The sequence below is a fragment of the Halobacillus kuroshimensis DSM 18393 genome (genome assembly GCF_000425705.1).
Taxonomy (GTDB): domain Bacteria; phylum Bacillota; class Bacilli; order Bacillales; family Halobacillaceae; genus Halobacillus; species Halobacillus kuroshimensis.
Window position 1 is genome coordinate 26,093 of record NZ_AUDY01000008.1, and the last position, 23,898, is coordinate 49,990.

The 23,898-nt window shown below is 46.3% G+C and carries 28 protein-coding genes and 1 tRNA gene; 17 read left to right on the top strand and 12 right to left on the bottom strand.

The genetic code is table 11. The annotated features are described in order from the left end of the window. Positions 1-4: 4 nt before the first annotated feature. Positions 5-670, bottom strand: coding sequence for a TerC family protein (locus tag H615_RS0101715; RefSeq protein ID WP_027953539.1), 666 nt, complete (start codon positions 668-670; stop codon positions 5-7). Positions 671-967: 297 nt separating this feature from the next. Between H615_RS0101715 and mecA the strand changes: the two genes are divergently transcribed. From mecA to pepF, 3 genes are all read left to right on the top strand, one after another. Beyond that, a complete protein-coding gene (gene mecA / locus H615_RS0101720; protein WP_027953540.1) occupies positions 968-1,660 on the top strand; it encodes an adaptor protein MecA in 693 nt (230 codons plus the stop codon). Positions 1,661-1,750: 90 nt separating this feature from the next. Then, a complete protein-coding gene (locus H615_RS0101725) occupies positions 1,751-2,893 on the top strand; it encodes a competence protein CoiA (RefSeq protein ID WP_027953541.1) in 1,143 nt (380 codons plus the stop codon). 70 nt (positions 2,894-2,963) lie between these two features. Further along, entirely contained in the window at positions 2,964-4,772 is a 1,809-nt protein-coding gene (pepF, locus tag H615_RS0101730) for an oligoendopeptidase F (protein ID WP_027953542.1), read from the top strand. A gap of 128 nt (positions 4,773-4,900) precedes the next feature. Here pepF and H615_RS22225 read toward each other — a convergent pair whose 3' ends face one another. From H615_RS22225 to H615_RS0101750, 4 genes are all read right to left on the bottom strand, one after another. After that, positions 4,901-5,077 carry a hypothetical protein gene (locus H615_RS22225; protein WP_035531133.1) on the bottom strand — a complete coding sequence of 59 codons (177 nt, stop codon included), beginning with the start codon at positions 5,075-5,077 and terminating at the stop codon, positions 4,901-4,903. 87 nt (positions 5,078-5,164) lie between these two features. Beyond that, positions 5,165-6,052, bottom strand: a complete 888-nt coding sequence (locus tag H615_RS0101740; RefSeq protein ID WP_027953543.1) for a ClpXP adapter SpxH family protein — start codon at positions 6,050-6,052, stop codon at positions 5,165-5,167. A 2-nt stretch (positions 6,053-6,054) separates the two neighbouring features. Continuing rightward, complete coding sequence (locus H615_RS0101745; RefSeq protein ID WP_027953544.1) at positions 6,055-6,447, bottom strand: globin domain-containing protein; 393 nt, start codon at positions 6,445-6,447, stop codon at positions 6,055-6,057. 55 nt (positions 6,448-6,502) lie between these two features. Next, entirely contained in the window at positions 6,503-7,084 is a 582-nt protein-coding gene (locus H615_RS0101750) for a CYTH domain-containing protein (RefSeq protein WP_027953545.1), read from the bottom strand. A 131-nt stretch (positions 7,085-7,215) separates the two neighbouring features. Between H615_RS0101750 and yjbM the strand changes: the two genes are divergently transcribed. From yjbM to H615_RS0101765, 3 genes are read left to right on the top strand one after another with little or no spacing between them, the layout of a single operon-like run. After that, positions 7,216-7,854, top strand: coding sequence for a GTP diphosphokinase (gene yjbM, locus H615_RS0101755; protein WP_027953546.1), 639 nt, complete (start codon positions 7,216-7,218; stop codon positions 7,852-7,854). 14 nt (positions 7,855-7,868) lie between these two features. Further along, positions 7,869-8,675, top strand: a complete 807-nt coding sequence (locus H615_RS0101760; RefSeq protein WP_027953547.1) for an NAD kinase — start codon at positions 7,869-7,871, stop codon at positions 8,673-8,675. Beyond that, the gene (locus H615_RS0101765; RefSeq protein ID WP_244877711.1) at positions 8,641-9,546 is read left to right on the top strand and encodes an RluA family pseudouridine synthase; all 906 of its coding nucleotides are present in this window, start codon (positions 8,641-8,643) and stop codon (positions 9,544-9,546) included. The genes H615_RS0101760 and H615_RS0101765 overlap by 35 nt, the downstream gene beginning before the upstream one ends. Before the next feature lie 44 nt (positions 9,547-9,590). On the opposite strand, the gene prpE is transcribed toward H615_RS0101765, so the two are convergent. Further along, positions 9,591-10,325, bottom strand: a complete 735-nt coding sequence (gene prpE / locus H615_RS0101770) for a bis(5'-nucleosyl)-tetraphosphatase PrpE (RefSeq protein ID WP_027953549.1) — start codon at positions 10,323-10,325, stop codon at positions 9,591-9,593. 285 nt (positions 10,326-10,610) lie between these two features. Here prpE and mgtE point away from each other — a divergent pair, with 285 nt between their 5' ends. From mgtE to H615_RS0101800, 4 genes are all read left to right on the top strand, one after another. Beyond that, positions 10,611-11,975 carry a magnesium transporter gene (gene mgtE / locus H615_RS0101775; protein ID WP_027953550.1) on the top strand — a complete coding sequence of 455 codons (1,365 nt, stop codon included), beginning with the start codon at positions 10,611-10,613 and terminating at the stop codon, positions 11,973-11,975. Between the two features lie 16 nt (positions 11,976-11,991). Next, positions 11,992-13,854 (top strand): monovalent cation:proton antiporter family protein, encoded by a 1,863-nt coding sequence (locus H615_RS0101780; RefSeq protein ID WP_027953551.1) that lies wholly within the window; start codon positions 11,992-11,994, stop codon positions 13,852-13,854. A gap of 417 nt (positions 13,855-14,271) precedes the next feature. Further along, positions 14,272-15,051, top strand: a complete 780-nt coding sequence (gene fabI, locus H615_RS0101795) for an enoyl-ACP reductase FabI (protein ID WP_027953553.1) — start codon at positions 14,272-14,274, stop codon at positions 15,049-15,051. A 489-nt stretch (positions 15,052-15,540) separates the two neighbouring features. After that, complete coding sequence (locus H615_RS0101800; protein WP_027953554.1) at positions 15,541-16,068, top strand: CotO family spore coat protein; 528 nt, start codon at positions 15,541-15,543, stop codon at positions 16,066-16,068. A gap of 44 nt (positions 16,069-16,112) precedes the next feature. Here the strand turns inward: H615_RS0101800 and H615_RS0101805 are convergent, their stop codons facing one another. Further along, entirely contained in the window at positions 16,113-16,586 is a 474-nt protein-coding gene (locus tag H615_RS0101805; RefSeq protein WP_027953555.1) for a CotY/CotZ family spore coat protein, read from the bottom strand. A 189-nt stretch (positions 16,587-16,775) separates the two neighbouring features. Between H615_RS0101805 and H615_RS0101810 the strand changes: the two genes are divergently transcribed. From H615_RS0101810 to H615_RS0101830, 5 genes are all read left to right on the top strand, one after another. Continuing rightward, positions 16,776-17,009 carry a hypothetical protein gene (locus H615_RS0101810; RefSeq protein ID WP_027953556.1) on the top strand — a complete coding sequence of 78 codons (234 nt, stop codon included), beginning with the start codon at positions 16,776-16,778 and terminating at the stop codon, positions 17,007-17,009. A 67-nt stretch (positions 17,010-17,076) separates the two neighbouring features. Further along, positions 17,077-17,403, top strand: a complete 327-nt coding sequence (locus H615_RS0101815; RefSeq protein WP_027953557.1) for a DUF1360 domain-containing protein — start codon at positions 17,077-17,079, stop codon at positions 17,401-17,403. Then, positions 17,400-17,630, top strand: a complete 231-nt coding sequence (locus H615_RS0101820; protein WP_244877712.1) for a hypothetical protein — start codon at positions 17,400-17,402, stop codon at positions 17,628-17,630. The genes H615_RS0101815 and H615_RS0101820 overlap by 4 nt, the downstream gene beginning before the upstream one ends. A gap of 54 nt (positions 17,631-17,684) precedes the next feature. Further along, positions 17,685-17,996 (top strand): hypothetical protein, encoded by a 312-nt coding sequence (locus tag H615_RS0101825; protein WP_027953559.1) that lies wholly within the window; start codon positions 17,685-17,687, stop codon positions 17,994-17,996. 23 nt (positions 17,997-18,019) lie between these two features. Then, on the top strand, positions 18,020-18,919 hold the full coding sequence (locus H615_RS0101830; protein ID WP_027953560.1) for an MBL fold metallo-hydrolase: 900 nt from the start codon (positions 18,020-18,022) through the stop codon (positions 18,917-18,919). Here H615_RS0101830 and H615_RS0101835 read toward each other — a convergent pair. The 4 genes from H615_RS0101835 to H615_RS0101850 form a co-directional block, all read right to left on the bottom strand. Then, positions 18,906-19,583 (bottom strand): DUF421 domain-containing protein, encoded by a 678-nt coding sequence (locus tag H615_RS0101835; RefSeq protein WP_027953561.1) that lies wholly within the window; start codon positions 19,581-19,583, stop codon positions 18,906-18,908. The two genes, H615_RS0101830 and H615_RS0101835, sit on opposite strands and share 14 nt — an antisense overlap. 104 nt (positions 19,584-19,687) lie before the next feature. Beyond that, positions 19,688-20,116 carry a GNAT family N-acetyltransferase gene (locus H615_RS0101840; protein WP_027953562.1) on the bottom strand — a complete coding sequence of 143 codons (429 nt, stop codon included), beginning with the start codon at positions 20,114-20,116 and terminating at the stop codon, positions 19,688-19,690. Positions 20,117-20,121: 5 nt separating this feature from the next. Next, the gene (locus H615_RS0101845) at positions 20,122-20,637 is read right to left on the bottom strand and encodes a YjcG family protein (RefSeq protein WP_027953563.1); all 516 of its coding nucleotides are present in this window, start codon (positions 20,635-20,637) and stop codon (positions 20,122-20,124) included. 35 nt (positions 20,638-20,672) lie between these two features. Further along, a complete protein-coding gene (locus H615_RS0101850; RefSeq protein ID WP_027953564.1) occupies positions 20,673-21,401 on the bottom strand; it encodes an alpha/beta hydrolase in 729 nt (242 codons plus the stop codon). A 236-nt stretch (positions 21,402-21,637) separates the two neighbouring features. Between H615_RS0101850 and H615_RS0101855 the strand changes: the two genes are divergently transcribed. Both H615_RS0101855 and H615_RS0101860 read left to right on the top strand, forming a co-directional pair. Beyond that, positions 21,638-21,710: transfer RNA gene (locus H615_RS0101855), tRNA-Val, on the top strand. Positions 21,711-21,863: 153 nt separating this feature from the next. Continuing rightward, entirely contained in the window at positions 21,864-22,109 is a 246-nt protein-coding gene (locus H615_RS0101860) for a biotin/lipoyl-containing protein (protein WP_027953565.1), read from the top strand. Positions 22,110-22,163: 54 nt separating this feature from the next. Here H615_RS0101860 and H615_RS0101865 read toward each other — a convergent pair whose 3' ends face one another. After that, positions 22,164-23,492 carry a DUF2254 domain-containing protein gene (locus H615_RS0101865; RefSeq protein ID WP_027953566.1) on the bottom strand — a complete coding sequence of 443 codons (1,329 nt, stop codon included), beginning with the start codon at positions 23,490-23,492 and terminating at the stop codon, positions 22,164-22,166. Positions 23,493-23,898: the final 406 nt, after the last annotated feature.

The following is a 23,898-nucleotide window of genomic DNA, read 5'->3' on the forward strand; positions in this document are numbered from 1 at the left end:
ATTGTCAAATCGCCGTTCCTTTTCGTTTATTTATCCAATACCCTAAAGTAATAATGATAATGACCATAATTACAGCAAACCATTGATGGATATATGGAAACTCTTCCATATACTGCATCATGTATCGATCCTCTTTCACCATTTCTGCAGCTGTATAAGCTAAAATTCCGGCCCCGAAATAAATGAGCAGGGGAAACTTGTCCATCATATGAAGAATGATCCGGCTTCCCCACACAATGATAGGAACGGAAACGAGCAGCCCGATAATAACCAGCAGAATATTATTGTGGGAAGCGCCTGCAATGGCCAGGACATTATCAAAGCCCATGACGATATCAGCAAACACAATCGTTTTTACCGCCGCCGCAAGACTGTCACCCGCCTTGATGTGGTCGGTTTCCTCGGTATCCGTCAGCAGTTTGAAGGCAATGTAAAAAAGAAGCAGCCCTCCGATTAATTGAAGAAAGGGAATTTGGAGAAGATAAAGAGCAACCACCGTTAACAGGACCCTTGCAGCAATAGCAAGCCCTGTTCCGAAGAAGATTGCTTTATTCCTTTGTTCCGGAGGCAGGTTCCGGCTGGCCAGAGCGATGACAACCGCATTATCACCGCCGAGAATAATGTCGATGCTGATAATGATGAAGAGTGGTTCAAGTAGGTCCCAGTTCATGAGAAAAATCCTCCTGCTACGTAGTGACAAACCAATGGTAATAAGCTAAAATGAAAAATCAACCCGCTTCACTACAGGCTCTGTTCTAATCTATTCAGAACGCGGACAGCTCTATGCTGAATTCGAGCAATTTGTTTTTCATTTTGCTTCAGCTGTCATACAATAGAATCACATCAACCCTTACATGGCACATTATTACGGTTGAAGTTCAGGCCTGAAGGGTAAGGGTCTAGGAAGAAGCACAAAGGGTGAGTATTCCCTTCCCCCTTAAAACATGTTTAGAAGGGAGAGAAACGTATGGAAATCGAACGCATTAATGAGAATACCGTAAAATTTTACGTAACATATCAGGATGTAGAGCAAAGAGGTTTTGATCGAGAAGAAATCTGGTATAACCGGGAAAGAAGTGAACAGCTTTTCTGGGAAATGATGGATGAAGTGAACGATAAGGAGAACTTTCAGGCGGACGGACCGCTTTGGATCCAAGTCCAGGCTATGGACAAAGGTCTGGAAGTGATTGTTACAAAAGCTCAAGTATCCCAGGATGGTCAAAAGCTTGAACTGCCGAATGATGAAGGTAAGGGTGTCGATGTTCCACTGGATGAAAAACTTGAATCCCTCCTGGATGATAAATACCAGACATCTGGAGATTATAAGCAGTCTGAGGAAGATGGAGAAGAAGAGTCGGAAGGTTCCTTGACTTTCACCTTGAAATTCAATGAGTTTGAAGATATTATCCAGCTCAGCCATTATCTATCTATTCCTGAATCAATGGAACAGCGCTTATTCCACTTCGAAGACCGTTACTATCTGTATATTCAGTTCGATGATGAACGTATGAATGATGACGAACAGGAAAATACGCTGAGCCAGCTGATGGAATATGCTCACGAATCATCCTTGACAGTTTATCGTCTTGAGGAGTATGGGAAAGTCATCTTTGAAGAGCAGGCCCTGCAGCAGATCAGACAATACTTCCCACTTGATTAATATAAACAAGCACACACCATCGTGTGCTTATTTTTTTTGCAGGCAGGAGATAATGACCGGATGTCGAATATTGGGGAGAGGTGATGCTTTATGCTGTATGCTCTTAATGATCAAGAGCAGCTTCAGTCCATCTATCAAAAATCCTTCTCCGATATTTCCCGATTGAAAGAGCGCGCTTATTATTGTCCATCCTGCCGGGAGCCTGTCCGGATCCGGTCGGGACCCAAAGTGATCCCGCACTTTGCTCATCTCCCGGACAGTCGCTGTCCCTCGATAAAAGGCGGGGAATCAGAGGAGCATGAAGCTGGAAAGTGGCTGATATACCAATGGTTCAGAGCCCAGGGTTATCAGGTAGAACTGGAAAGTTACCTTCCCGGTATTCAACAGCAGCCAGATGTCTACATTTACGGTTCTAAGCGGCAGGTCGCCGTAGAGTATCAGTGCTCTACGATACCAGTTACAGACATATGGAAGCGTACAAAAGGGTACGTGGACCATGGGATCTTTCCTTTATGGATCCTTGGACCGAGGCACTGGAAAAAGAAAGGCCCTCATATTCTCCAATTTAATTCCTTTCTTCAATCCTTCTTATACCAATGGTCCTCTTGTTATCAACTCTTCTTCCTTCACCCACGCAAAAAGACGATGACGACAGCATCCGGTCTCCGCTGGTTGTCCCCAGCCTCTGTTACCGGTTCGTTTCACCCCTTTTTCTTACCGCAAAGCACGTTTCCTCAAATTTTCTCCCACGGCCGGAAAGCCGTACTCCCATCCATTTTCCATCACTGGAAAAAATCCTGGCATAATAACCGGTCAACATACCGCCGGGAGCCGGGCAGTAAGGAGAAGCAGTTCCGGCAGTATCTATACTTGAAGGGGTATCACTTTTCCCTCATTCCAAGCGTGTGTTACCTTCCCGTAGAGAGTCAGGTGCAGTTGAGTGTAAAGCCTTACATATGGCAGACAAGGCTTTTATTAGACCATTTTACGCCGGTCCCCATCGGTTCAGTGGTGGAATTCCCGAAAATGGAAGTTCCGGTTACAATTAATCAATACATGCCTGATCCTGTATCGGAGTATGCGGAGCTGCTCAGCCTCTTAAATATCCTGAAAAAAACAGGGAACAATAAGTGGGTGAAAACCAGGGAGGTTGCTTTCCCGGCTACTATGGAGGAAGCCTTTCTGGATGACCGGACCACGCTGGCCAAGCTGAAAAATTTAAAGATCATGTAGCAGCGGGGAGGTATTTTTTCTTTTATCGAGAAGTGAATGAGGATGAGGAATGAAATAAAGGAGGATGCAGATGTCATCTACTAAACAACTGCCAAAACGAGAAGAAGTCCCTGTAGAAAAAACATGGAACCTTGAAGCCATGTATGCTGCAGATGAAGACTGGTATAAAGATCTTGAAGAAACGAAAGCCATGCTTCCTGAAATGGAGAAATATCAGGGCCGCATCGGTGAATCTGCTGAACAATTATATGAGCTTTTATCTTTCCAGGATAAAATATCCAATAAAATCGGGCTGTTGTTCACGTATGCGCATATGCGCAACGATCAGGATACAACGAACGCCTATTATCAGGAAATGAATGCGAAAGCGGAAAATCTCTATACGAAAATCGCTTCCGCAATGAGCTTTATCGTGCCGGAGATTCTAGCCCTGCCGGAAGGAAAGGTGCAGGCCTTTCTTAATGAGCACGAGCCTCTGAAGCTGTATGAGCATACGCTGGATGAGATTACCCGTCAGCGTGCCCATGTTTTAAGTGAGAAGGAAGAGAAACTCCTTGCAGGCTTTTCTGAAATTGGAGCAAGTCCATCCCAGACCTTCGGGGCGTTGAATAATGCGGATCTTACTTTCCCATCCATTAAGAATGAACAAGGGGAAGAGGTGGATCTCACCCACGGCCGTTATATCAACTTCCTGAAATCGGATGACAGGGATGTGCGGAAAGCGGCCTTTGATGCGATGTATGATACGTTCGGAGCATTTAAAAATACATTCGCCTCCACGCTGAGCGGGCATGTGAAAAAGAACAATTTCAATGCCCAGGTCAGGAAATATGACCGTGCAAGACAGGCGAAGCTGGATAACAACAATATTCCGGAATCCGTCTACGATAACCTGATTGAAGCAGTCACGGACCGTCTACCGCTGCTTCACCGCTATGTCGAACTGAGAAAAGAAGTATTGAATCTTGATGAAGTCCATATGTACGACCTTTACACGCCGCTGGTCAAAGAAGCGGAGATGGATATTCCATATGAGGAAGCCAAAGATCTTGTTTTGAAAGGTCTGGAGCCTCTTGGAGAGGAATACGTAAACACTGTGAAGGAAGGGTTTGAAAACCGCTGGATCGATGTCGTCGAAAACAAAGGGAAGCGCAGTGGTGCTTACTCTTCCGGCCATTATGGCACAAATCCGTATATTTTAATGAACTGGCAGGATAACGTAAACAATTTGTTTACACTTGCCCATGAACTCGGACATTCCCTGCACAGCTATTATACGCACGAGAATCAGCCGTACCGTTATGGAAACTATTCCATCTTCGTGGCTGAAGTTGCGTCTACGTGCAATGAGGCTCTTCTGAATGAGTACATGACTAAGCATACGAACAGTGATAAAGAAAAGCTGTATCTGTTGAACAATTTCCTGGAAGGTTTCCGGGGCACAGTTTTCCGTCAGACGATGTTTGCAGAATTTGAGCACACGATTCATATGCAGGCCCAGAATGGGGAAGCGCTGACAGCTGAGAAGCTGACCGAAATCTACTATGATCTGAACAAAAAATACTTCGGAGAAAACATTGTCATTGATGAAAAAATCGGTCTGGAGTGGGCGAGAATCCCACACTTCTATATGGGCTATTACGTCTATCAATATGCGACGGGCTATGCAGCCGCACAGGCTCTGGCTGGACAGATTCTTGAAGAAGGCAGCCCTGCTGTCGAACGTTATAAGAATTTCCTGAAAGCTGGAAGCAGTGATTACCCGATTGAAGTGCTGAAGCAGGCCGGTGTTGATATGACATCGAAAGATCCGATTTCGTCTGCCCTGGATGTCTTTGAGGAAAAACTCAATGAAATGGAGCAGCTTCTCAAAAAATAAGGAAAAAGCTTGTAGAGAAACTTTGTGTTTTTCTACAAGCTTTTTTTTTTCGGAATGCTCATGCCCTTGCGGTAAGGGGAAAAATTTTTTAACCTGCCGACCGTACGAGTGTGAAGCGTGAAACAGGGTTAATGAAAGCCTTTGAATGTTTTTTTGTAGGAGGCTGCCGACACAATGAGGAAAATGGCTGTAAACAAGAGAGGGGAAGTGATGTAGAGAGGGTAGAGATGCATCAGAGCAAACAAGTGGAAAAGTAAGAGCATGAACAGGACAGCCAGCGCAGACAGCGTCAACCATATTTTCATGACCAGTCCCCCTTTATAAAAATGTATGATCAAGGCGAATTCGTCATGATCAGGCCATAAAAAAAGCTCCCTCTCCGGGAGCCTTTTTTATGAACCGATATATTTCCAGAAAGCCCCGTGTTTCACAGGGACTTCGCGTACTTTCTGTTTTAGGACGAGCTTCTTCATTTCGTGTTTAGCTTCTTGTTCCGTCCAGTCATAAACGACGGCAATTTCCTTATTGGCTACAAAGCGATAGTGCTGTAAGAAATCCTCTAAATCGGGTTTGACCCCCGGCTTAGGATCCTTCTGCAGCATTTCTTTCAACACTTTCACATAAACATCGTACGAATACAGGCCGGTCACTTTTAATCCGGCGTCTTCTTCTGATTCATTGAAAATGACGATGGTCGGAGTAGAATCCACTTCCATCTCACCAGCAAGCTTCATGTCGCACTGAAGAGCGCGGCGGGCTGCATCAGAATGAAGATCCCGTTTGAACTCAGCAACATCCAGACGGCTGTTTTCTGCGCATTCAATAAGGACTTCTTCATTGGAAATGTCCTTCTTTTCCAGAAATACGTATTCCTGGATCTTACGAAGGAAGCGCATGCCTGCTTTTTTTCCCTGCAGTTCAGCGGCTTTAACAGCCAATGAAGTCGCAAGCGGGGAGGCAACAGGATTTTCAAGCCATACATCCCCATCACAGCACATGCCTGTTCTGGAACCGGTGTGGTCCCATTCTTTTTTCAGATTTTCGGCTTTTCTGCCGTAACTCTCCTGTAAGGAAGTAAGATTCCCGCTTATGACCGGGCGGATGGTAAAGAAGCGTCCATATTCGATCGTGAGCTTTTTAAGAAAGGGTTCAAGTGACCAGCATTCTGGACAAAGCGGGTCGATGAAGACGTATATCTCTATAGGGCGTTTCAATAAATTAAAAAAGCCGCTTGATGTTCCGTTTGTCTGTAGATCACGATCTAAACTTTTCCAACCCACAACTATTCTCCTTTCTCATCCTCAGGTGTATTCATCATATGGTTGGCCGTTTTCACGAGCCGGTCGAACATGGCAGAGCGGTAAGGCTCCTCCAAATCCACTTCTGTCATAGCTCCGGACATGCAGGACAACCATGCATCTCTCCGGGCAGGAGTGATTTCAAAGGGAAGGTGCCTGGCCCGCAGCATCGGATGGCCGTGCTCTTCCACATAGAGGGGAGGGCCTCCGAAAAACTGTGTTAAAAATTGTTTCTGTTTTCGGATGGTTTCTGTAAAATCATCCGGGAATATCGGAATCAAATCCGGGTGCTGCTGGACTCTCTTGTAGAAGGCTTCCACCAGTTCGTCGATTTTTTCTTTTCCGACGGCATCGTAAAACGATTGATTTCGCTGCATAGCATCCCATCCTTGTCTGTTCAACATTTTAGCAATGAGGGTTGTCTGACAGCAACTATTCTGATTCGAGCTTGGCGTTGTAGAAACGTTTGATCTTATTATCTGTTTCCCGCTCAGGAATATTGCAGGACTCAAGAATTTCCTGTATTACGGCTTTTCCCGACGTTCTGCTTTCTGCTTCTACCTCAAGCTCGTAATCCTCCTTGTCATAATAGAGGCTGTGGTCAAGGACAACAAGGGCGCCGTTATACTCCACTTCTTTCCGCCTTGTCGTCAGCGAACCTAAATAGTGCAGATGGTCCGGATCAATACCGAGATCACGCAGCTGTTTGAACACCCGGCTTTTTTCCACTCGTTTGTTCTGTATCCATAAATTGGCTTCTTCCTCTGTGAGGGAATCATGCGTTTCAAGCAGACCTTCCGGGTGCGGCTGCTTCAAGGTCAGTGTCCACTGATCGGCTTTTTTGCGGATTCTCAAAGCCGCTCCGTGCTGCTTCAGTTTTAGATCTTCTGTTTCAAAATAATAATTGGTTTGTTCGATAAGTTCAACTGATTTGAATGGTAAAAAATGATAAACCCGGTTGTATTCTTCTTCCTTCAGCAGGTTCTTGAATTCAATTTCGATTTCCTGGGTCATGAGAACCCCTCCTGTATTGTAGTTCCTTCGGTCACTCTGCTTCTTCAGCAGGCTAACTTTATGATACAATGAATGAAAGATAAAACGCACATAATTACTATAAAGATTGGTTACATAAAGGTGGACGCTTAATGAATTGGGATATATTTATAGCCCCATATGCTCAGGTAGTTGAGGAGCTGAAAATAAAGCTGAAAGGCATGAGGCGGCAGTTTGAATATGAGGAGGAACAATCTCCGATAGAGTTTGTAACCGGACGCGTTAAGCCGAAAACAAGTATATTGGAAAAAGCGAGACGAAAAGGAATCAATCCTGAAAACATTGAAGAGGAAATCCAGGACATCGCTGGTGTGCGCGTCGTCTGTCAGTTTGTAGACGATATTTACGCCGTTGTAAATATGCTGCGAAACAGGCATGATTTTAGGATTGTTGAGGAAAAGGACTATGTGTCCAGAAAAAAAGACAGCGGGTACCGTTCCTTCCACGTGATTATCGAGTACCCTGTTGAAACCATTCACGGGGAAAAGCGGCTGCTCGCTGAAGTTCAGATCCGGACCCTGGCGATGAATTTCTGGGCGACCAATGAACATTCGTTAAACTACAAATATTCGGGTAAGATACCTGCAGAGATCAAATCCCGTCTGAAGCGCGCAGGCGAAGCTGCCTTTCAATTAGATGAAGAAATGTCCAAGATTAAAAATGAGGTGCAGGAAGCCCAGCGTGCTTTCTTAAGAAAAGAAGAACAGAAGAAAAACCCGAAAAAAATGTAGAGGAGTGGCCGACGATGAAGTTTTCGATCTTATCTAAGGGAGATCAGAAATCCAACGAAATCCGTTCAAAAATTAAGAATTACTTAACTGAATTCCAGCTGGAATATGATGAGGATGAGCCTGAACTGGCCATATCCGTAGGCGGGGACGGGACCCTTCTGGAAGCTTTCCATACGTATGTCCACCGTTTGGATAAAACCGCATTTATCGGTATTCATACCGGGCATCTTGGTTTCTATGCTGACTGGATGCCGGAAGAACTTGAAAAACTGATCATTGAAATAGCGAAAACGCCTTTTCAAGTAGTGGAATATCCGCTCCTTGAGGTGACGATCCGCCCGAAAGATGGCAGTGAAGAAGACCGTTACCTTGCGTTGAATGAATGCACGATCAAAACATCCGAAGGTTCTGTCGTGATGGATATTGAAATTAAGGGCGATCATTTCGAAACCTTCCGTGGAGATGGCTTATGTGTATCCACACCCTCAGGAAGCACGGCTTACAACAAGGCGCTCGGGGGAGCGATTCTGCACCCATCACTGGAGGCCTTCCAGATTGCCGAAATGGCCTCCATCAACAACCGGGTTTTTCGTACGATCGGGTCGCCCCTGATCCTGCCGAGCCATCATACATGTATGTTCAAGCCGCTTCATGACCGCAGCTTCCTGTTCACCATCGATCACATTTCAAGAACGTATAAAGACGTGAAGTCGATTCAGTGCCGGGTGGCTGAAGAAAAAGTACGGTTCGCACGCTTCCGTCCATTCCCATTCTGGAAACGCGTGCATGACTCCTTCGTTGCGGATGAATACTCCGTCTAAAGTGATAAAGCGGTGGACCATCACCGCCGCTTATTCCGGTTGTTCAAGCCGTGATTTCCTGTTTGGAGCGGGAGAATTCTCCCGGCAGCTGATCAAAAAGGTGCGGATCAGCGGCAGCGTTTTTGTCAATGGTGAACGGGTGGAGATGTGGCAGCCGCTGAGAAGCGGCGATCTCCTTGAAGTGGAATTTCCAAAGGAGGAGCGCGGGCACATTGAGCCGATGGAAGGTCCGCTTTCCATTGTGTATGAAGACGAGGATGTACTCGTGATCAATAAACCGGCCGGCCTTTTTTCGGTCCCCGCTTTTGATAAAAACGAACCGTCTGTAGCGGCTTACCTGCTTTACCGATACATCCAGGAAAACTATCCGTGCACGGTTCACATCGTCACACGGCTGGACAAGGACACGAGCGGATTAATGCTGGCCGCTAAACACGCGTACAGCCATCGTCTGCTCACACAGAGCATGAAGAAAATCGACCGCCGGTATAAAGCTGTAGCGGAGGGAAGAGTACAAGCGGATCAAGGCATCGTGAATCAGCCCATTGCACGAGCGGAGGGGTCGATTATCCGCCGTACAACATCACCGGAAGGACGGCCGGCTGAGACGCGTTATGAAGTGGAGAAAAGAACCGGGGCGTATACATGGCTCCGCCTCCAGCTCATGACAGGACGGACGCATCAAATCAGGGTGCACTTGGAACACCTGGGTTATCCGCTTGCCGGGGATACCCTCTATGGTGGAAACGCCTGCCCGTGGATCCCGGGACAGGCGCTGCACTGTTACCAATTGAACTTCCGTCATCCCTGGAGTAAGAAAAGGATGACATTCGTATCGGAAACACCTGGAGAGTGGGATCTATTCGATTGAGGACCTAGGGTTCTCAAGCTTTTTTTACCTTATGATGGATATCATCAATCGTATCGAAATTTCTCTTCTATATAAGGCATCGAGGAGGAGACACTGACCACCTCTTCTTCCGGAAGCCTGAAAGCCGTCAGTTTTCCTCCAAAGACACATCCTGTATCAATATTGACGGTCTTATTGACAAAACGTGGCGTTTTTACAGGGGTATGACCATAAACAATCCATCGGCTTCCCTTGTAGTCCTGAGCCCAGTCTCTCCTTACAGGGCGTCCGTCGGGGAGTTTTTCCCCGGTAATATCTCCATATAAAATGAATGTTTCGATCCGTCTGCTTTGTCTTCCGATATCTTCCTCTTTAATACCGGCATGAGCCACGACAGCTCCTGTATCTTGCAGAATCAGATGCAGCGGAGCTTCTTCGTAAAGCTGAAGAAACTGCTTTTTCACTACTTGCTGCTCCTTCCCGGGCAGGTTTCTGTATTCCGCCGCGGTCGTTTCCAATCCGTGTTTTTCCTGGACCGGGTTTCCAAGAAAGAATCGGTACAATTTGTTACAGTGATTTCCCGGGACATAAAGGGCGTTTTGTTCATAGACAAGTCTGTACACAAGCCGGATGCACCCGAGAGAGTCCGGCCCTCTGTCCGTGATATCTCCGACAAATACCGGTACACGGCCATCCGGGTGGAGGGGAAGTCCGTCGCTCCAGTTGTAACCGAGTTCCTCGAACAGTTGAACAAGCTCTGGGAGACAGCCGTGGACATCTCCGATCACATCATAGGTCATAATAACGCTCCTTTTGTAATTGGAATGAGGGGCTGCAGGAGTTTTAAAAGGGCAGAAATTGCAGCCGCGTGAAGGAATCTGAATGATATTTTTCCCACGGGGATGAATAATAAACATGGCCGCCTGTTATTCCATCCCGGAAGGACCTTTCTGTTACACTACGGATAGGCGTAAAGACGGTACGGAAGCTGAATTTAAAAGTTGCGTGACATTCGTTGACAAACCTATGAATCACAATTAAGATTAAACGGTCAAAAACGAAATAGACACGGGGGAGGGCTGCTTATGGAACACTTAGATGACCACGAGCGGAAAGAAGTCTGGGCAAATATTAAAGATGCCCTGTTCAATGAACATATCGATCAGTTCCGTGCTGAATTTTTGGAGATGCATCCCTATGATCAGGCGCGGATTTTTGAGGATCTGGATGCGGATGTAAGAATGCAGATCTATACCTATTTGTCACCGGAAGAAGTGGCAGATGTGATGGAGCATATCGATTATGAGGAAATTGAACCCTTCTTTTCAGAAATGGATCCAAGATTTGCCGCCCAGGTGTTCGCCGAAATGTCTGCCGATGATGCCGTTGATATATTCAACGAGTTAGATAAAGATAAAGTAGCCAGCTTCTTGACGATCATGGATGATGAAGCTGCGGACGAAATCAAGGACCTGCTCCATTATGAGGAGAAAACCGCAGGGTCTATCATGACGACGGAGTTTGTTGTTGTAAGGGCCGGTATGACGATCAAGGAAGCCATGGTCCATTTGAGAACAGAAGCCCCTGATGCCGAAACGATTTACTATACGTATGTCATAGATGAAGATAAAAGGCTGGTTGGTGTTATTTCGTTGAGGGATTTGATTATTTCTGAAGAAGACTGGCTGATTTCCGATGTCATGAATGAACGAGTGGTATCGGTATCAGTAGGGGAAGATCAGGAAGAGGTAGCCCGGATGGTCAGGGATTATGACTTTCTCGCGCTGCCTGTTGTCGATTTTCAAGATCATCTGCTTGGAATCATTACCGTGGATGATATTATGGACGTCATGGAAGAAGAGGCCAGCGATGATTACTCGAAACTTGCTGCGATTTCTGATGTGGACAGTCCGGATGATAATGCTTTTGCCTCTGCGAAAAAGAGGCTTCCCTGGCTGGTGATCCTGTTATTCTTAGGGAGTTTAACAGCCAGCCTGATCGGGCGGTTTGAGGAAACATTGGATAAAGTTGCCATTCTGGCCATCTTTATTCCGCTGATTGCCGGTATGGGTGGAAACACGGGTACACAGGCGCTTGCTGTTGCTGTCCGTGGAATTGCTACAGGAGAAATTGAGAAACAAGGAAAATGGAAAATGATGATGAGAGAAGCAGGAACAGGTGTGATCACCGGAGTTTCCTGTGGTGTGCTGATTACCCTTATCGTTTATATATGGCAGGGAAACTTTTTCTTAGGATTATTAGTAGGTTTGTCCATTTTATTAACGCTGATTGTTGCAACGCTCGCAGGATCTCTCGTCCCCCTTATCATGCATCGTTTGAACATTGACCCCGCTGTTGCCTCAGGACCATTCATCACAACTGTGAATGACTTGATTTCCATTCTGATTTACTTCGGTATGGCAACAGCCTTTATGAATTTTTTGATATGAAGGAAGGAGGGCGAGTATGGAACATGGTGCTTCAGTAACTTCACTGGTTATTGTCATAATTGCAGCATTTATTACTCCCATCCTACTCCACCGGTTTAAACTGAATATGATTCCGGTGGTAGTAGCAGAAATCATCGTAGGTTTGATTATAGGTCAAAGTGGATTTGACCTTGTTGAACAGGGAAGCTGGCTTGAAATTCTATCGACCCTGGGGTTCATCTTTCTTATGTTCCTGAGTGGTCTGGAAATAGACTTCTCCATTTTTGCAAGTAAGAAAAAACGTGCGAAACCGGTCAACCAGGGAACCGGCGCCCCGAATCCAGTATGGGTGGCGGTCATCGTATTTGTTGGAATATTCATCATTTCCCTGGCGCTGTCCTATATATTCGTGCTGGCTGGATTCATAGACAATGCCTTTCTCATGACGTTGATCATTTCAACGATCTCCCTTGGTGTTGTTGTTCCAACCTTGAAAGATGCGCAGATGATGAAAACGACGATCGGTCAGACCATCCTTCTGATCGCTGTGATCGCCGACCTCGTTACCATGATCCTATTGGCCGTATTCGTCTCCATATATGGAGAGAACGGCGGCAATACGTGGCTTCTGCTCATTTTGTTTGCTGCTGGTGTGCTTTTCTATTACATCGGGAAAAAGTTTCGTCACCAATCCTTTGTGGAGACGATGGCCAAAGGTACCATCCAGATCGATACGCGTGCCGTCTTTACATTGATCCTTCTTCTCGTTGCTTTATCGGAAACTGTGGGTGCGGAAAACATTTTGGGCGCCTTTTTAGCGGGTACCCTTGTTTCTCTGCTTTCACCGAACCCGGAAATGGTCAAAAGGCTCGACAGTTTCGGATATGGCTTCTTAATCCCGATCTTCTTCGTCATGGTCGGTGTAGAAATTGATATTTGGAGTTTGTTTACGGATACACGTGTCCTGTTATTGATTCCGCTGCTGTTTGCAGCCCTGTTGATTTCCAAAATTGTTCCGGCCTTAATCCTTTCGAAGTGGTATGACCGTAAGACGGTGTTCGGATCCGGATTTATTCTGACCTCCACCTTATCTCTCGTTATTGCCGCTGCTGCGATTGGTAAAAGAGAAGGAATGATTGACGATCAGATGGAAGGGGCGCTTATTCTCGTAGCCGTCCTGACCTGCGTTGTCGCACCGATCGTCTTCAAAAAGGTTTATGGACGCTTTGAGGATGAGGACCATAAAACGGTGGTTTCCTTCATCGGATCCAACCGGATGACCCTTCCTGTCGTGCGCGAACTGGATATCAACGCGTATGAAACGCATTTGTATCATACGAAAGTCGATAAAATCGATGAGCGGATCAGCCGGAACTGCTTTGATATCAAAGAGCTGGACGGTTACAACGTGGAGAATATGAAAGAGCTTGGTGTCTTTGATGTGGACCTTGTCGTCGCTTCTACAGGGGACGAAGAAAGAAACGCAGAAATCGCCCGCTATGCAAAAGAACAAGGTGTGGAGCGGATCATTGTCCGTGTCGAATCTCCTGAACTTTCTACAGAGATGAAGGAGCTTGGCATCAGTGTCTTCAGTGTCTTCCTGTCTTCGAAGGCTCTTTTGAAAGCGATGATCGAAGCACCGAACGTGCTTGATATTTTGACTAAGCAGGACAGTGCGCTTTATCAGATCAATATGAACAATTCCATGTATAACGGCGTCCATATCAGGGAGTTCCCTTTTACCGGAGACGTAATCATGGTCCGGATCTTCCGTGGCAAAGATTCCATCGTTCCTCACGGCGATACGGAATTGAAAATCGGGGACCGCTTAATCGTGACAGGTTCCAACGAGTATGTGGATGAACTCAAAATGGAACTGGAATACTGCGAATGGTGCTGATGAAGGAATACCGCTTTTGTTAGAGTGGGAGTTCCCATTGTGGGAACATGCTTTTCAACTTTTGGAGCTGACTCAGGTTAAGGTGGATGATCACGTTCCGCTTATTGGCGGATGCTTGCCCGCGGGCACGGCCTCAGCTAACTTGGTCAAGAAGGTCGCTTGACCAAGTGGATCTTCGGCTCGTATTGTTCCCGCAGGCGTCACCACCGAACACTCCACAGCCCGGACTGATGGATGAGTTGGGAAGGGGGATCTTCTATAAAGTAGAAGATCCCCCTTCCTTTTTTTTACGGTTCAAAAAAGGTGTGAAAGGTTTTCTAAAGCGTAATTTGTTTTTCAAACGTGGATGGTTTAAAATAGGAGCAGGTACTAATAACAAATACTAATTTGTGAGAAAGATTGAGGAGGGAAATCAGCGTGAACTTTTCTTTAGAAGGACGTACGTATGTAGTCATGGGTGTTGCCAACAAGCGGAGTATTGCGTGGGGAATTGCACGTTCTCTGCACGCAGCGGGCGCCCGGTTGATTTTCACCGTGGCATCAGAACGGTTTAAAAAGTCGGTGCAGGACTTGGCCGCGACTCTGGACGGAGTGGAAGAACCTCTGGTGTATGAGTGCGATGTGACCAACGACGAAGCGATTATCCAGACGTTTGAAGAAATCAGCCGGGATGTCGGAACGATTCACGGACTTGCCCATTGTATTGCATTTGCGAACAGGGAAGAGCTTAAGGATGAGTTTTTGAACACGAGCCGTGATGGATTTTTGACAGCCCACAATATCAGCTCCTACTCACTGACGGCTGTTGCGCGCGCTGCCCAGCCATTGATGACCGACGGGGGAAGCATCGTTACGCTGACGTATCTGGGCGGAGAGCAGGTTGTGAAAAACTACAACGTTATGGGTGTAGCGAAAGCAAGCCTTGATGCCAGCGTGAAATACCTGGCTAATGACTTAGGGAAGCACAACATCCGAGTGAACGCGATTTCTGCCGGACCTATCCGGACATTATCTGCCAAAGGTGTCGGTGATTTCAACGAAATTATGAAAGTAATCGAAGAGCGTGCTCCACTGCGTCGACCTGTGACCCAGGAAGAAGTCGGCGACACCGGCTACTACTTGATGAGTGACCTGTCCCGTGGTGTGACAGGAGAAATCATCCACGTTGACTCCGGATTCAGTACTGTCGCTTACTAAAGAAAAAATCCGTCCATTTTGATGAGGCCGCTGAAATACTGCTTCCTATCAAGAGAAGTGGTTAAAGGGTGTTTTTGATTCTCATGAATCGCTTGTCGATGGATGCTTGCCGCGGGCACGGCCTCAGCTAACTTGGTCAAGAAGATTACTTGACCAAGTGGATCTGGCTCGCGCTGTTCCCGCAGGCATCACCATCGAACGCTCATTGTGGAATCAACGGTGTCCCATCTAAAAAGAGTGATGTTCTTTGATTTATTAAAGAACATCACTCTTTTTTCTTGTTCAATAAAAATAAGGGATTCCATGTTAGACCGTCAATGATCCATGTAAATCATTGTCATAACCGCGTCACTCCTCACCGGATGATGATCAAGAGAAAGAATGTGTAAATAATACGGAAACTTCCACGATGATCGTCGAAAATGAACATGGGAGAAAGACAGGGCATATACATAAGATGATGACCGACTGGAAAAGGAGAGATCTAACATGGCCGATGAAAAACGTCTTGCCAAGCAGCCGATGCTTTACATTGTTCAGCCGAAAAATCTAAAGCCTGCCGTTGTTCCTATGCAGACGAGGTTCCATACGGAACGCTCAGTAAGGTCACGCGGTTCCGAACAGCCCGCTGCAAAAGAAACACCACGATATGAAAAAGAAGCACGGATGCGCCGAACCCATGCCGCCCATACAGAGGAAGTAACGAAATTACTTCCGGAGAATACAGACGTGCCAGAGGTGGAAAACGATCAGGATAACGAAGAAAAGCAAGTATCCAGCCGGGAGCGCAGGCAGCGGTTCCACGAGCTCTCCCTTGAGGAGAAAGTGGATTACTTCTTCCAATTATCTCCCCATGTTCCGAAGATGAAATGTGAAGTGACGACAAAGGAAGATCAGCTCAGGGGGTACATTACGGATTATCAGGATGGGAAAGTCCATATGAAGGTGTTTCAGCGGCCATTTCAGAGGGAGATTGACTTTGATACGATTATTGATATTCGTCTACTGGGCTTTTGAAACAGAAAAAACCGCGCCTGTATGCGCGGTTTTTTCCTGTTTTCTTACAGCGTGCTGGCAGCCGGAAGGCAGGTAACGTGGCAGAAGCAGTTCAAGTCCACCGTGATGCAGATTCCTGAAGCGCGAAGATCGCGGCAGCTTTGATCAGCAGGTGATTTCGGATCGTCGTCTCTTGAATCCTCATCGTCTCCGTTGCGGTCAGAGAATAGAAGTTCAAGAATCGCACATCCATCGTCGTCTACGGACTTGACGCGGAAGAAAAAGCTCCCTTTGACATTACAGCGGTCTCCGCTGCGTTTTGAACCGTAACCTTTAAAAGGCTTGCATCCGTCTTTACAGTAAAGAATAACAGGTACTGTATCGAAACCTGATCCTCCGTTACTGTCACCCAGAAGGTCTGCGATTGATTGTTCACAGCTCGTTGTGCAATCGTGCAGGACGTCATTCTGAGCATCCACGATGTCTTTTAAGATATCAATAACACAGGAGCCTGAATCGTATTTTTTACCACAGCTCATTGTTTTTTCCCCTTTCCATACGCATTGACGTATTGTCTTTACTAGAATATGTCTGTCATCGCTGTCGGTGTGGGCATTTGTCCGTATTCAGGCATTCCCAAAGTTTTTCGTGTGGTATGGGCGGACGACTATACCCGGCCAAGCTGAAAACCATAGAGTAACAATGAATTCGATTAAGGAGTGAGGGGAATGTCTGAGAAGAAAAAGGTCATTCATGTGAAAGACCTGGTTATTAAAGCCGATAATGTCATTATTGAGCCGCAGCACCGCGGACGTTATGACCGTGATGAAAGCAGTGATCGTGTGGATCCGTTTTTCGGAAGGAAACGCAGGGAAGCCGGGGCGGACGAAAGCAGTTCAAGTTCTAGAAAACGCCATGATGATGAATCTTCCGACCGTCGTGGAGGATTCCGCTGGTTCTAAACTGAGCAAGCAGCCACTACGATGTATGTAGTGGCTTTTTTCTTCTTTAGAAAGGATGGGATATCAAATGTTATCCATCGCAGAATTTTTGCTGCTTGCCCTGGCGAGTTTCCGTCTGACCCGCCTGATTGTGCGTGATTACATTATGGAGTGGATGAGGCGTCCGTTTTTCAATGTGAAGCTGGTTACGAACGATCAAGGGGTGGAAGAAGAGTGGGTCGAGCCTAAAGGTTTTATCGGTGAAGGTTTGAGCTGTCAGTGGTGTGTCGGTGTCTGGTCCTCCATCATTATGGTCGTATTTTATCTGGCGGTTCCATACGGGGAGTGGCTCGTCTTTGTCTTTGCTCTTGCAGGCCTGCAGTCGGTTTTGTATGCATGGACAGACCGCCTGTGACAGGGAAAGAGGAAAAAAAGAAGGAAAAGACCCTGCTTGAAGTCCTGCAGGAAATTGATGTGGAAACGTCGAAATATAAAGGCATTATCAAACAGCCGGACAAGAAATTCCAGCAGTGGGAAAAGGATTTTGGAGCTTGGGAGAAAAGGTTCACCAAACAGATGACTGATGTAGAAAAATTTCTAAACAAATATGCAGGGAAGATGGAGAAATTCTTTGAAGGATAGGCCTGGTTCAATTCGGTGTTTTTGGGGTAATGGAAGGTAAAGGAGGCGTTCCAGATGGGATATATTCTGCCTGTGAATCATTACCAGTATCAGGATTACCAGACAAGAGTTGTAAATCAGCACCAGCAGTCCTTTGCTGTGGATAAAATTTTCAAGGCAAGCCTCGATACGAAACGACCCGGTCGGCAGCAGAGAGAAGAGGACCGCCTTGTCTATCAGAAAAACAGCCCGTTTATCACGACGCCTGGATTCCATGCGGCAGAGGCTGAAAATCATAGGCAGGCATCTCCCACGCATCAGAACATCGACGGGAAAACCTATGCTGCTGTAACAGGAAAAGGCAGCTACTTCAGCGAAACTGTATAGAAACGCTTGAAGGGGCTGTAACGATGACGTTCAAACAAATCAATGATTGGTGCTTCTATGATCATTCTTCCGTAAATATCGGCTACATTCATAAAGGCAGTACAGGGCTGCTGATTGATTCAGGTATCGACCGGTCATCGGTTAAAAAAGTGCTGAAGGAACTGGAAAAACGGCAGCTTCCTCTCACCCACCTATTTATCACTCATGCCCATGCGGATCATTATGGCGGAGCTTCCTATGTACAGAATGCCTATGACGTTCATACATCTGCCCCCGTTTTGGAAGAGTCGGTCCTTTCCAATCCATCGCTGGAGCCGGTCTATCTGTTCAACGGGGTGGCTCCGCTTAATGAACTCCGTAATAAGTTTCTTGAAGGCCCTCCTGTCCGGATTGACAGGGTTGTCGATGAAGGACAAGTCGATTTCGGCCATATCACAGCCGAACTTTTTCTACTCCCGGGCCATAGTCATCACCAGCTTGCATTGAAAGCCGGGGATATTCTGTATGCCGCGGATAGTTATTTCAGTCTGGAGACGCTCCAGAAGCACCGGATCCCGTTTCTGGTGGATGCCGGAGAAGCCATCCACAGTCTGGAACGTCTTCTGGCTATACCGTCTGCCGGGACAGTGCCCGGCCACGGGTCATTTGAAACGGATCCCTCTGAAACGATCCGTCAGAATATCGTCTACCATCAACGTATCCTCGATGCTGTCCAGTCGGCAGTGGAAGCAGGAGGAGAGGTGACGCACGAAGAGTTGATTTCTATTCTGTGTACGAAGTGGGATGTGCATGCGCCTGCGCTCGGGCAGTGGCTCTTATATCGGACGGCTGTGACTGCTTATGCCGTAACTTTGAAAAAAGCAGAAGTGATTCAAGATCGTCTGGTTGATCATAAGTGGGTATTTTCCGCTATAAGCCGATGACAAACAATGTTTGGTCACCATCCTGGAACTCTGCATACAATACTTCCTCTGGTGTCTCGTAATCCTGGGCTTTCAGCTGATGATGCAGCCATTTCTCATCAAGCCCGGCTTCCTTCAGGTTATCCCAGATGACTTCCCCGTCGCTGATGATGGTGCGGGGAAGCGGGACGGGAAGGGGAGGGAGGTTCAAATCGCTTCGGCTGACATTTTGCGAATGGGAGTTTTTCAACACAGAAATGGTTCCATCCGTTTCCAAAACAGCATACTGCACATCCCTGATCGAGAAGACGTCCTTGGAGCGGAGGAGATGTTGAAGCTGGTTGATATCCAGCTTATTTTTTTTGAGCTGCTCGCGGTCAATCTTTCCCTGATAAATCACGAGGGATGGGCTTCCTTCAAGAAGCTGCCGGGATCCTTTAAACTTTTCTGTGATCATCTCTGTTGTGTAAATGAGGACGCTCCATAATATAATGGCAAAACCGATGTCGAGAATACCGACGTCAGGATCGTAAAGGGCATTTCCCACAAGCTCTCCAAGTACAAGTGCGGAGATGAAATCAAAAGCTGTAATTTGAGTAATCTGGGATTTTCCCAGTACCTTAGTCATCACAAACAGCGCGGCAAACCCGAAAAGAGTTTCCACCGTAATTTGTATATATTCCATTGAAGCGTCACGATCCTTTTTTTTCGATCTTCTATGCTTCATTGTAGACAAAAGGGGTGGAATATAAACGAAAAAACTCCCGCCTTTCCATAGGCGGGAGCCGGTTATTTATTCAATTCTTTGATCATCGTGACATGCGGGATGCCGGCATCCATGAATTTGTCTGAAATCGTGACATAACCGAGGGCCTCATAAAAGGTTTCGGCTTGTGTTTGAGCATTGAGTTTCGCTTTATCATACCCATAGTCACGCACGGCTGCTTCCAGCTTTTCAATCATCTGTCTGCCGTAGGAGTGGCCTCGTTTCTCCTTCAGGACACAGATGCGCTCGAGCTTCCCGTATCCGTGGACAAACCGGAGACGGGCTGCGGCTACCGGTTCATCGTTCTCATAACCGGTGAAGTGAAGGGACGCTTCATCATGCTCATCGATTTCAAGTTCTTCAGGTACCTGCTGTTCTTGTACAAAGACGATTTTTCTCACCGAGTAGGCATCGTCCAGCTGTTGTTTGTTTCTGACCTGACGGATATCCACAGTCTTCACCCTCTGCCAAGGCGGAATGTCTCGTAGACACTCCATGCGCCGTTTTCAAGTTGGTAAAGAAGCTGGAAACGATCGACCTGATCCTGCAGATCGAATTTAAGCATGGTAAGGCTGCCGTATACATCGGAAAATTCCTCGTCTGAAAGCTTCTGAGCAATCGTGATGTGCGGAACGAAGGCGAAATCTTTTTCTTCCGGCAGTACACCAGTGTAAAGTTTATCATTCAAATCAAAAATTTCATCGGATGGTTCAATCTTCAGATAGATGGTGTTGGTTACGGGCGAGAAGGAGCTTACCTTGTACACCCCGTAGGAGAATGGATCTGTGTTCTTGGCAATTTCCCTCAGCTGCGGGATGATTTCACTTTCAATCTGATCTTCCTCCGCTTCAAACGCCTCTTTCATCGTAATGTGAGGAGGAATCAGCGCGTAATGAGGGTCATATCGCTTGCGGTAAGAATTCGCTACATCTTGTACTTTTTTTGATGGAAACACTGCTATTCCGTATTTCATTGAACTAACCTCCTGATTGTCCCATTTTAAAACGTTTATTCACCACTAAATATGTTCAATAAAGCCCGTTCAAAATCCTTCTGCCAGGATCCCCAAGTATGACCGCCATCCAGCTCATGGTACGTATAGGAGACCGGTTTTTCCTGTAGAAGATCCCTAAGCTTTCGGTTTGGTTCAAGAAAGTCCATCCGCTCACCAGTTGTCGTCTCCACGTCCGTTTCCTCCAGACCGATGGTGTGATCGATGGTTAATGAAGAAAGCTGCCGGCCCGTGTTGACGACTTCCAGGACGTGATCATCGACATAAGGACTCTGCATGATGACATTTCCGAAAATATTCGGAAATTTAACAGCTGTCATTAAGGCAAGGGTTCCGGCAAGGGAATCTCCGGCCAGTGTGCGGCCTCTTCCCATATTATACCCGGGAAGCTGTTCATCAAGAAATGGGACGACCTCCCGGATGAGGAAGCTGACGTAGTCTCCCTGTCTCGGGCCGTCAGGATGGTATTTCTCCCTGCGGTCGTATTTATCCTTGTAATGTATACCAATGAAAATCGTCCGTTCCATACGTTCCTCCCTGTGGAGCTTATCGCTCAGAGTGGCGGCACGCCCCATGGAGTAATAATCGTTTCCATCCTGCATGATACAGAAATGGTACTTGTATAGAGGAGAGAAGTTGTTCGGCGTATACACACGAAGGGTCATTTCTTCGTCTAAGTACTGACTGTTTATCGTGTACTCGGTCATGGATCCGTCTCTACCCATAAATAGACCACCTCCTTACAGCACGGAAGTATATGAAAAATTCCCGCTTAAAATTCGATGTAAACGTTGCACTTCTTATTTTATCATAGAATTGTTGAAAAAGTGGAACAGATCAAGAACCCAAATCATGGAGGGGAAGTTGGTTTGTTGAAAAAGTTTGTCGAATCATGTTGACTTCGATTGTCATTCATAGTATATTAATCTTTGTCAGCAAAAAACGACAAATTTCTACATAAGATTCCGTAGCTCAGCTGGGAGAGCGCCACCTTGACAGGGTGGAGGTCGTTGGTTCGAGCCCAATCGGAATCATCATACAAAGTGCCGGAGTGGCGTAGTTTCTCATCCAGGGAGAGGCTGCGTCACTTCTTTTTATTTTCCGGTCATCTTGTCCTCTTCTCCCACATATGCTGTTTCAAACGCCCTGGGCAGGACCGGGCGTGGTAAGAACAGGAGGAATGAACCATGCGGCCGGAAAAAATCATTTCCCCGTGTTATGGAGAAGTGACCGAAATCCTCGTCCAGAACGGGGAGTATGTGTATGAATGGGAACCCCTTTTTGTTATTAAACGGGACGGGACAGAGTCAGAGGTAGCGGTGGGCATCAGCGGCAGCCTGAAAAAGCTTTATATTAAAAAAGGTGATAAAGTGTCACCTGCAACCCTTCTTGCCGAGATGGAAGACGATATGATTATATCCGGCAGCGATTAATACAACAAAGAACCGTCCGGTATGTGGACGGTTCTTTGTTATTTGGCACACTGGTTATGAAGCGTCATTGCTTTTTAAGGAAATGGCTGTACCACACGCATCGGCCAGCTTCTGTGCCTGATGGTTAAACCGCTCAAAATCAAGCTCGTCCATATTCTCTACATCGACGGCCTTGATGATATAACAGCCGAACTGCCACACATCGTCCTGCACCTTCTCTTTTTGTATAAATGCCAGTTTGTACAGTACTTCCATCACCGAGTTCATGACCGACACATCATGATTGCCGTAAATCCGAATTTGATAGAAGCATTTATACAAATATTCACGGAAGGGTACGGGCTCTGCGATAAGACGCAGACTTCCTTCTTCGTCCGGGTAATACCGGATCGGCTCATACACATCAGCGAGCTCAATCAGCAGGGAGCCGATCCGGTTGATGCAGTTGGTAGCGGTGTGAGGGTCATTAAGGCTCGGAGAAATGGCGCGGACGGCTATTTCCACAAGCTTTTGAAGGGAAAATTCGATATCCTGTATGTCGACCCGCTCGTTACCGATGGCCACAAAGTTTCTGGCTTCTTCATAGTTTGAATCCTCTTGATCCGAGGTGCTCCAGTAATAAAACAAAGGCATACCCTTCTGTATATACTCCCCCATGGAAAAAGCGGTTTCCATTAAGAGTTCATTGTTCTCTGCCCATTGAATCAAGGAAGCGTAGTGGACACTTTGTACGTATCCGGATTTCCCTGTAGCAATGATTCCTTTGTCTGTGCTTTTTCGTTTTTCAATATCTTCCTTGTTCCAATCTGTGTAACTGTCATAATTTTTCTGTGAAAAAGTCCGGGTGATCAATGCCGATGTGCTCTTCCGAATGGTTCCGATTAAATTGTTCACTTTAATGAAACGGGAAGAGTGGTGGATGAAAATGATAAAGAAAGCAAGGCAGACGACAGACACGAAAACAGTTAGAAACGGACTGATTAAACCGGATCCGGAATCCTTCCCAAGCAGGAACAACTGCAGCAGGGAAAAAATGAAGCCAAAGGAGAAAACGCCCAACACGTGCTGGGTGATCCGGCTTTTCATAAAGTCCTGCAGTGTCCTGGGAGAGAATTGAGTGGTATAGGTTGTAAGGACAACCATAATGGTGGAAAAACTGATGGTTGTCATCGTTAAGATGGAAGTGACGAGCGATCCGTACAGTGTCTGAGCCACTGAGCTTCCTGTAAGGAGAAAACCGGGAAGGGCGTCCTTCCAATTGGATACAATCCACTCATCAAGAAGTATGGAAAACACAACGCTGAATATGGAAATCACGCTGTAAATGGCGGGAAGAAAAAGAAAACTGTCTCTCAAATCAATCCATCGTTTGCTGTTATTCATGTGAAAAACCTGCCTTCTGTATAATCGTTCTCTTTCTATTATGAACGAAATTTTAAAACCTACAAGAACGAAGGTTCCATGCATCAGCAAACCTCTATATCGTGTTCTACAACATAGAGGTTTTTGATTATTTTCGGAATATCTCTTCGTGAAAACCAAGAGTGGTGGTCAGCACAACATGGGTATTTTTTTAATGGTTTGTGGTCCTGCACGTGTGTCTGTATTAAGAATCCTTCAGGGATTTGAGAAGGTATGCAAAAGAAAAGGGCATAGACCGTTCAACAGTTGTCCGCATCACATAGTAAAATAAGGGAAGGGGGCATTTCCTTCGCGTATTTACAAACCGTTAAAAAATTCTTCACACTATATTGACACTTCGATTTTTCCGTAGTATATTATTACATGT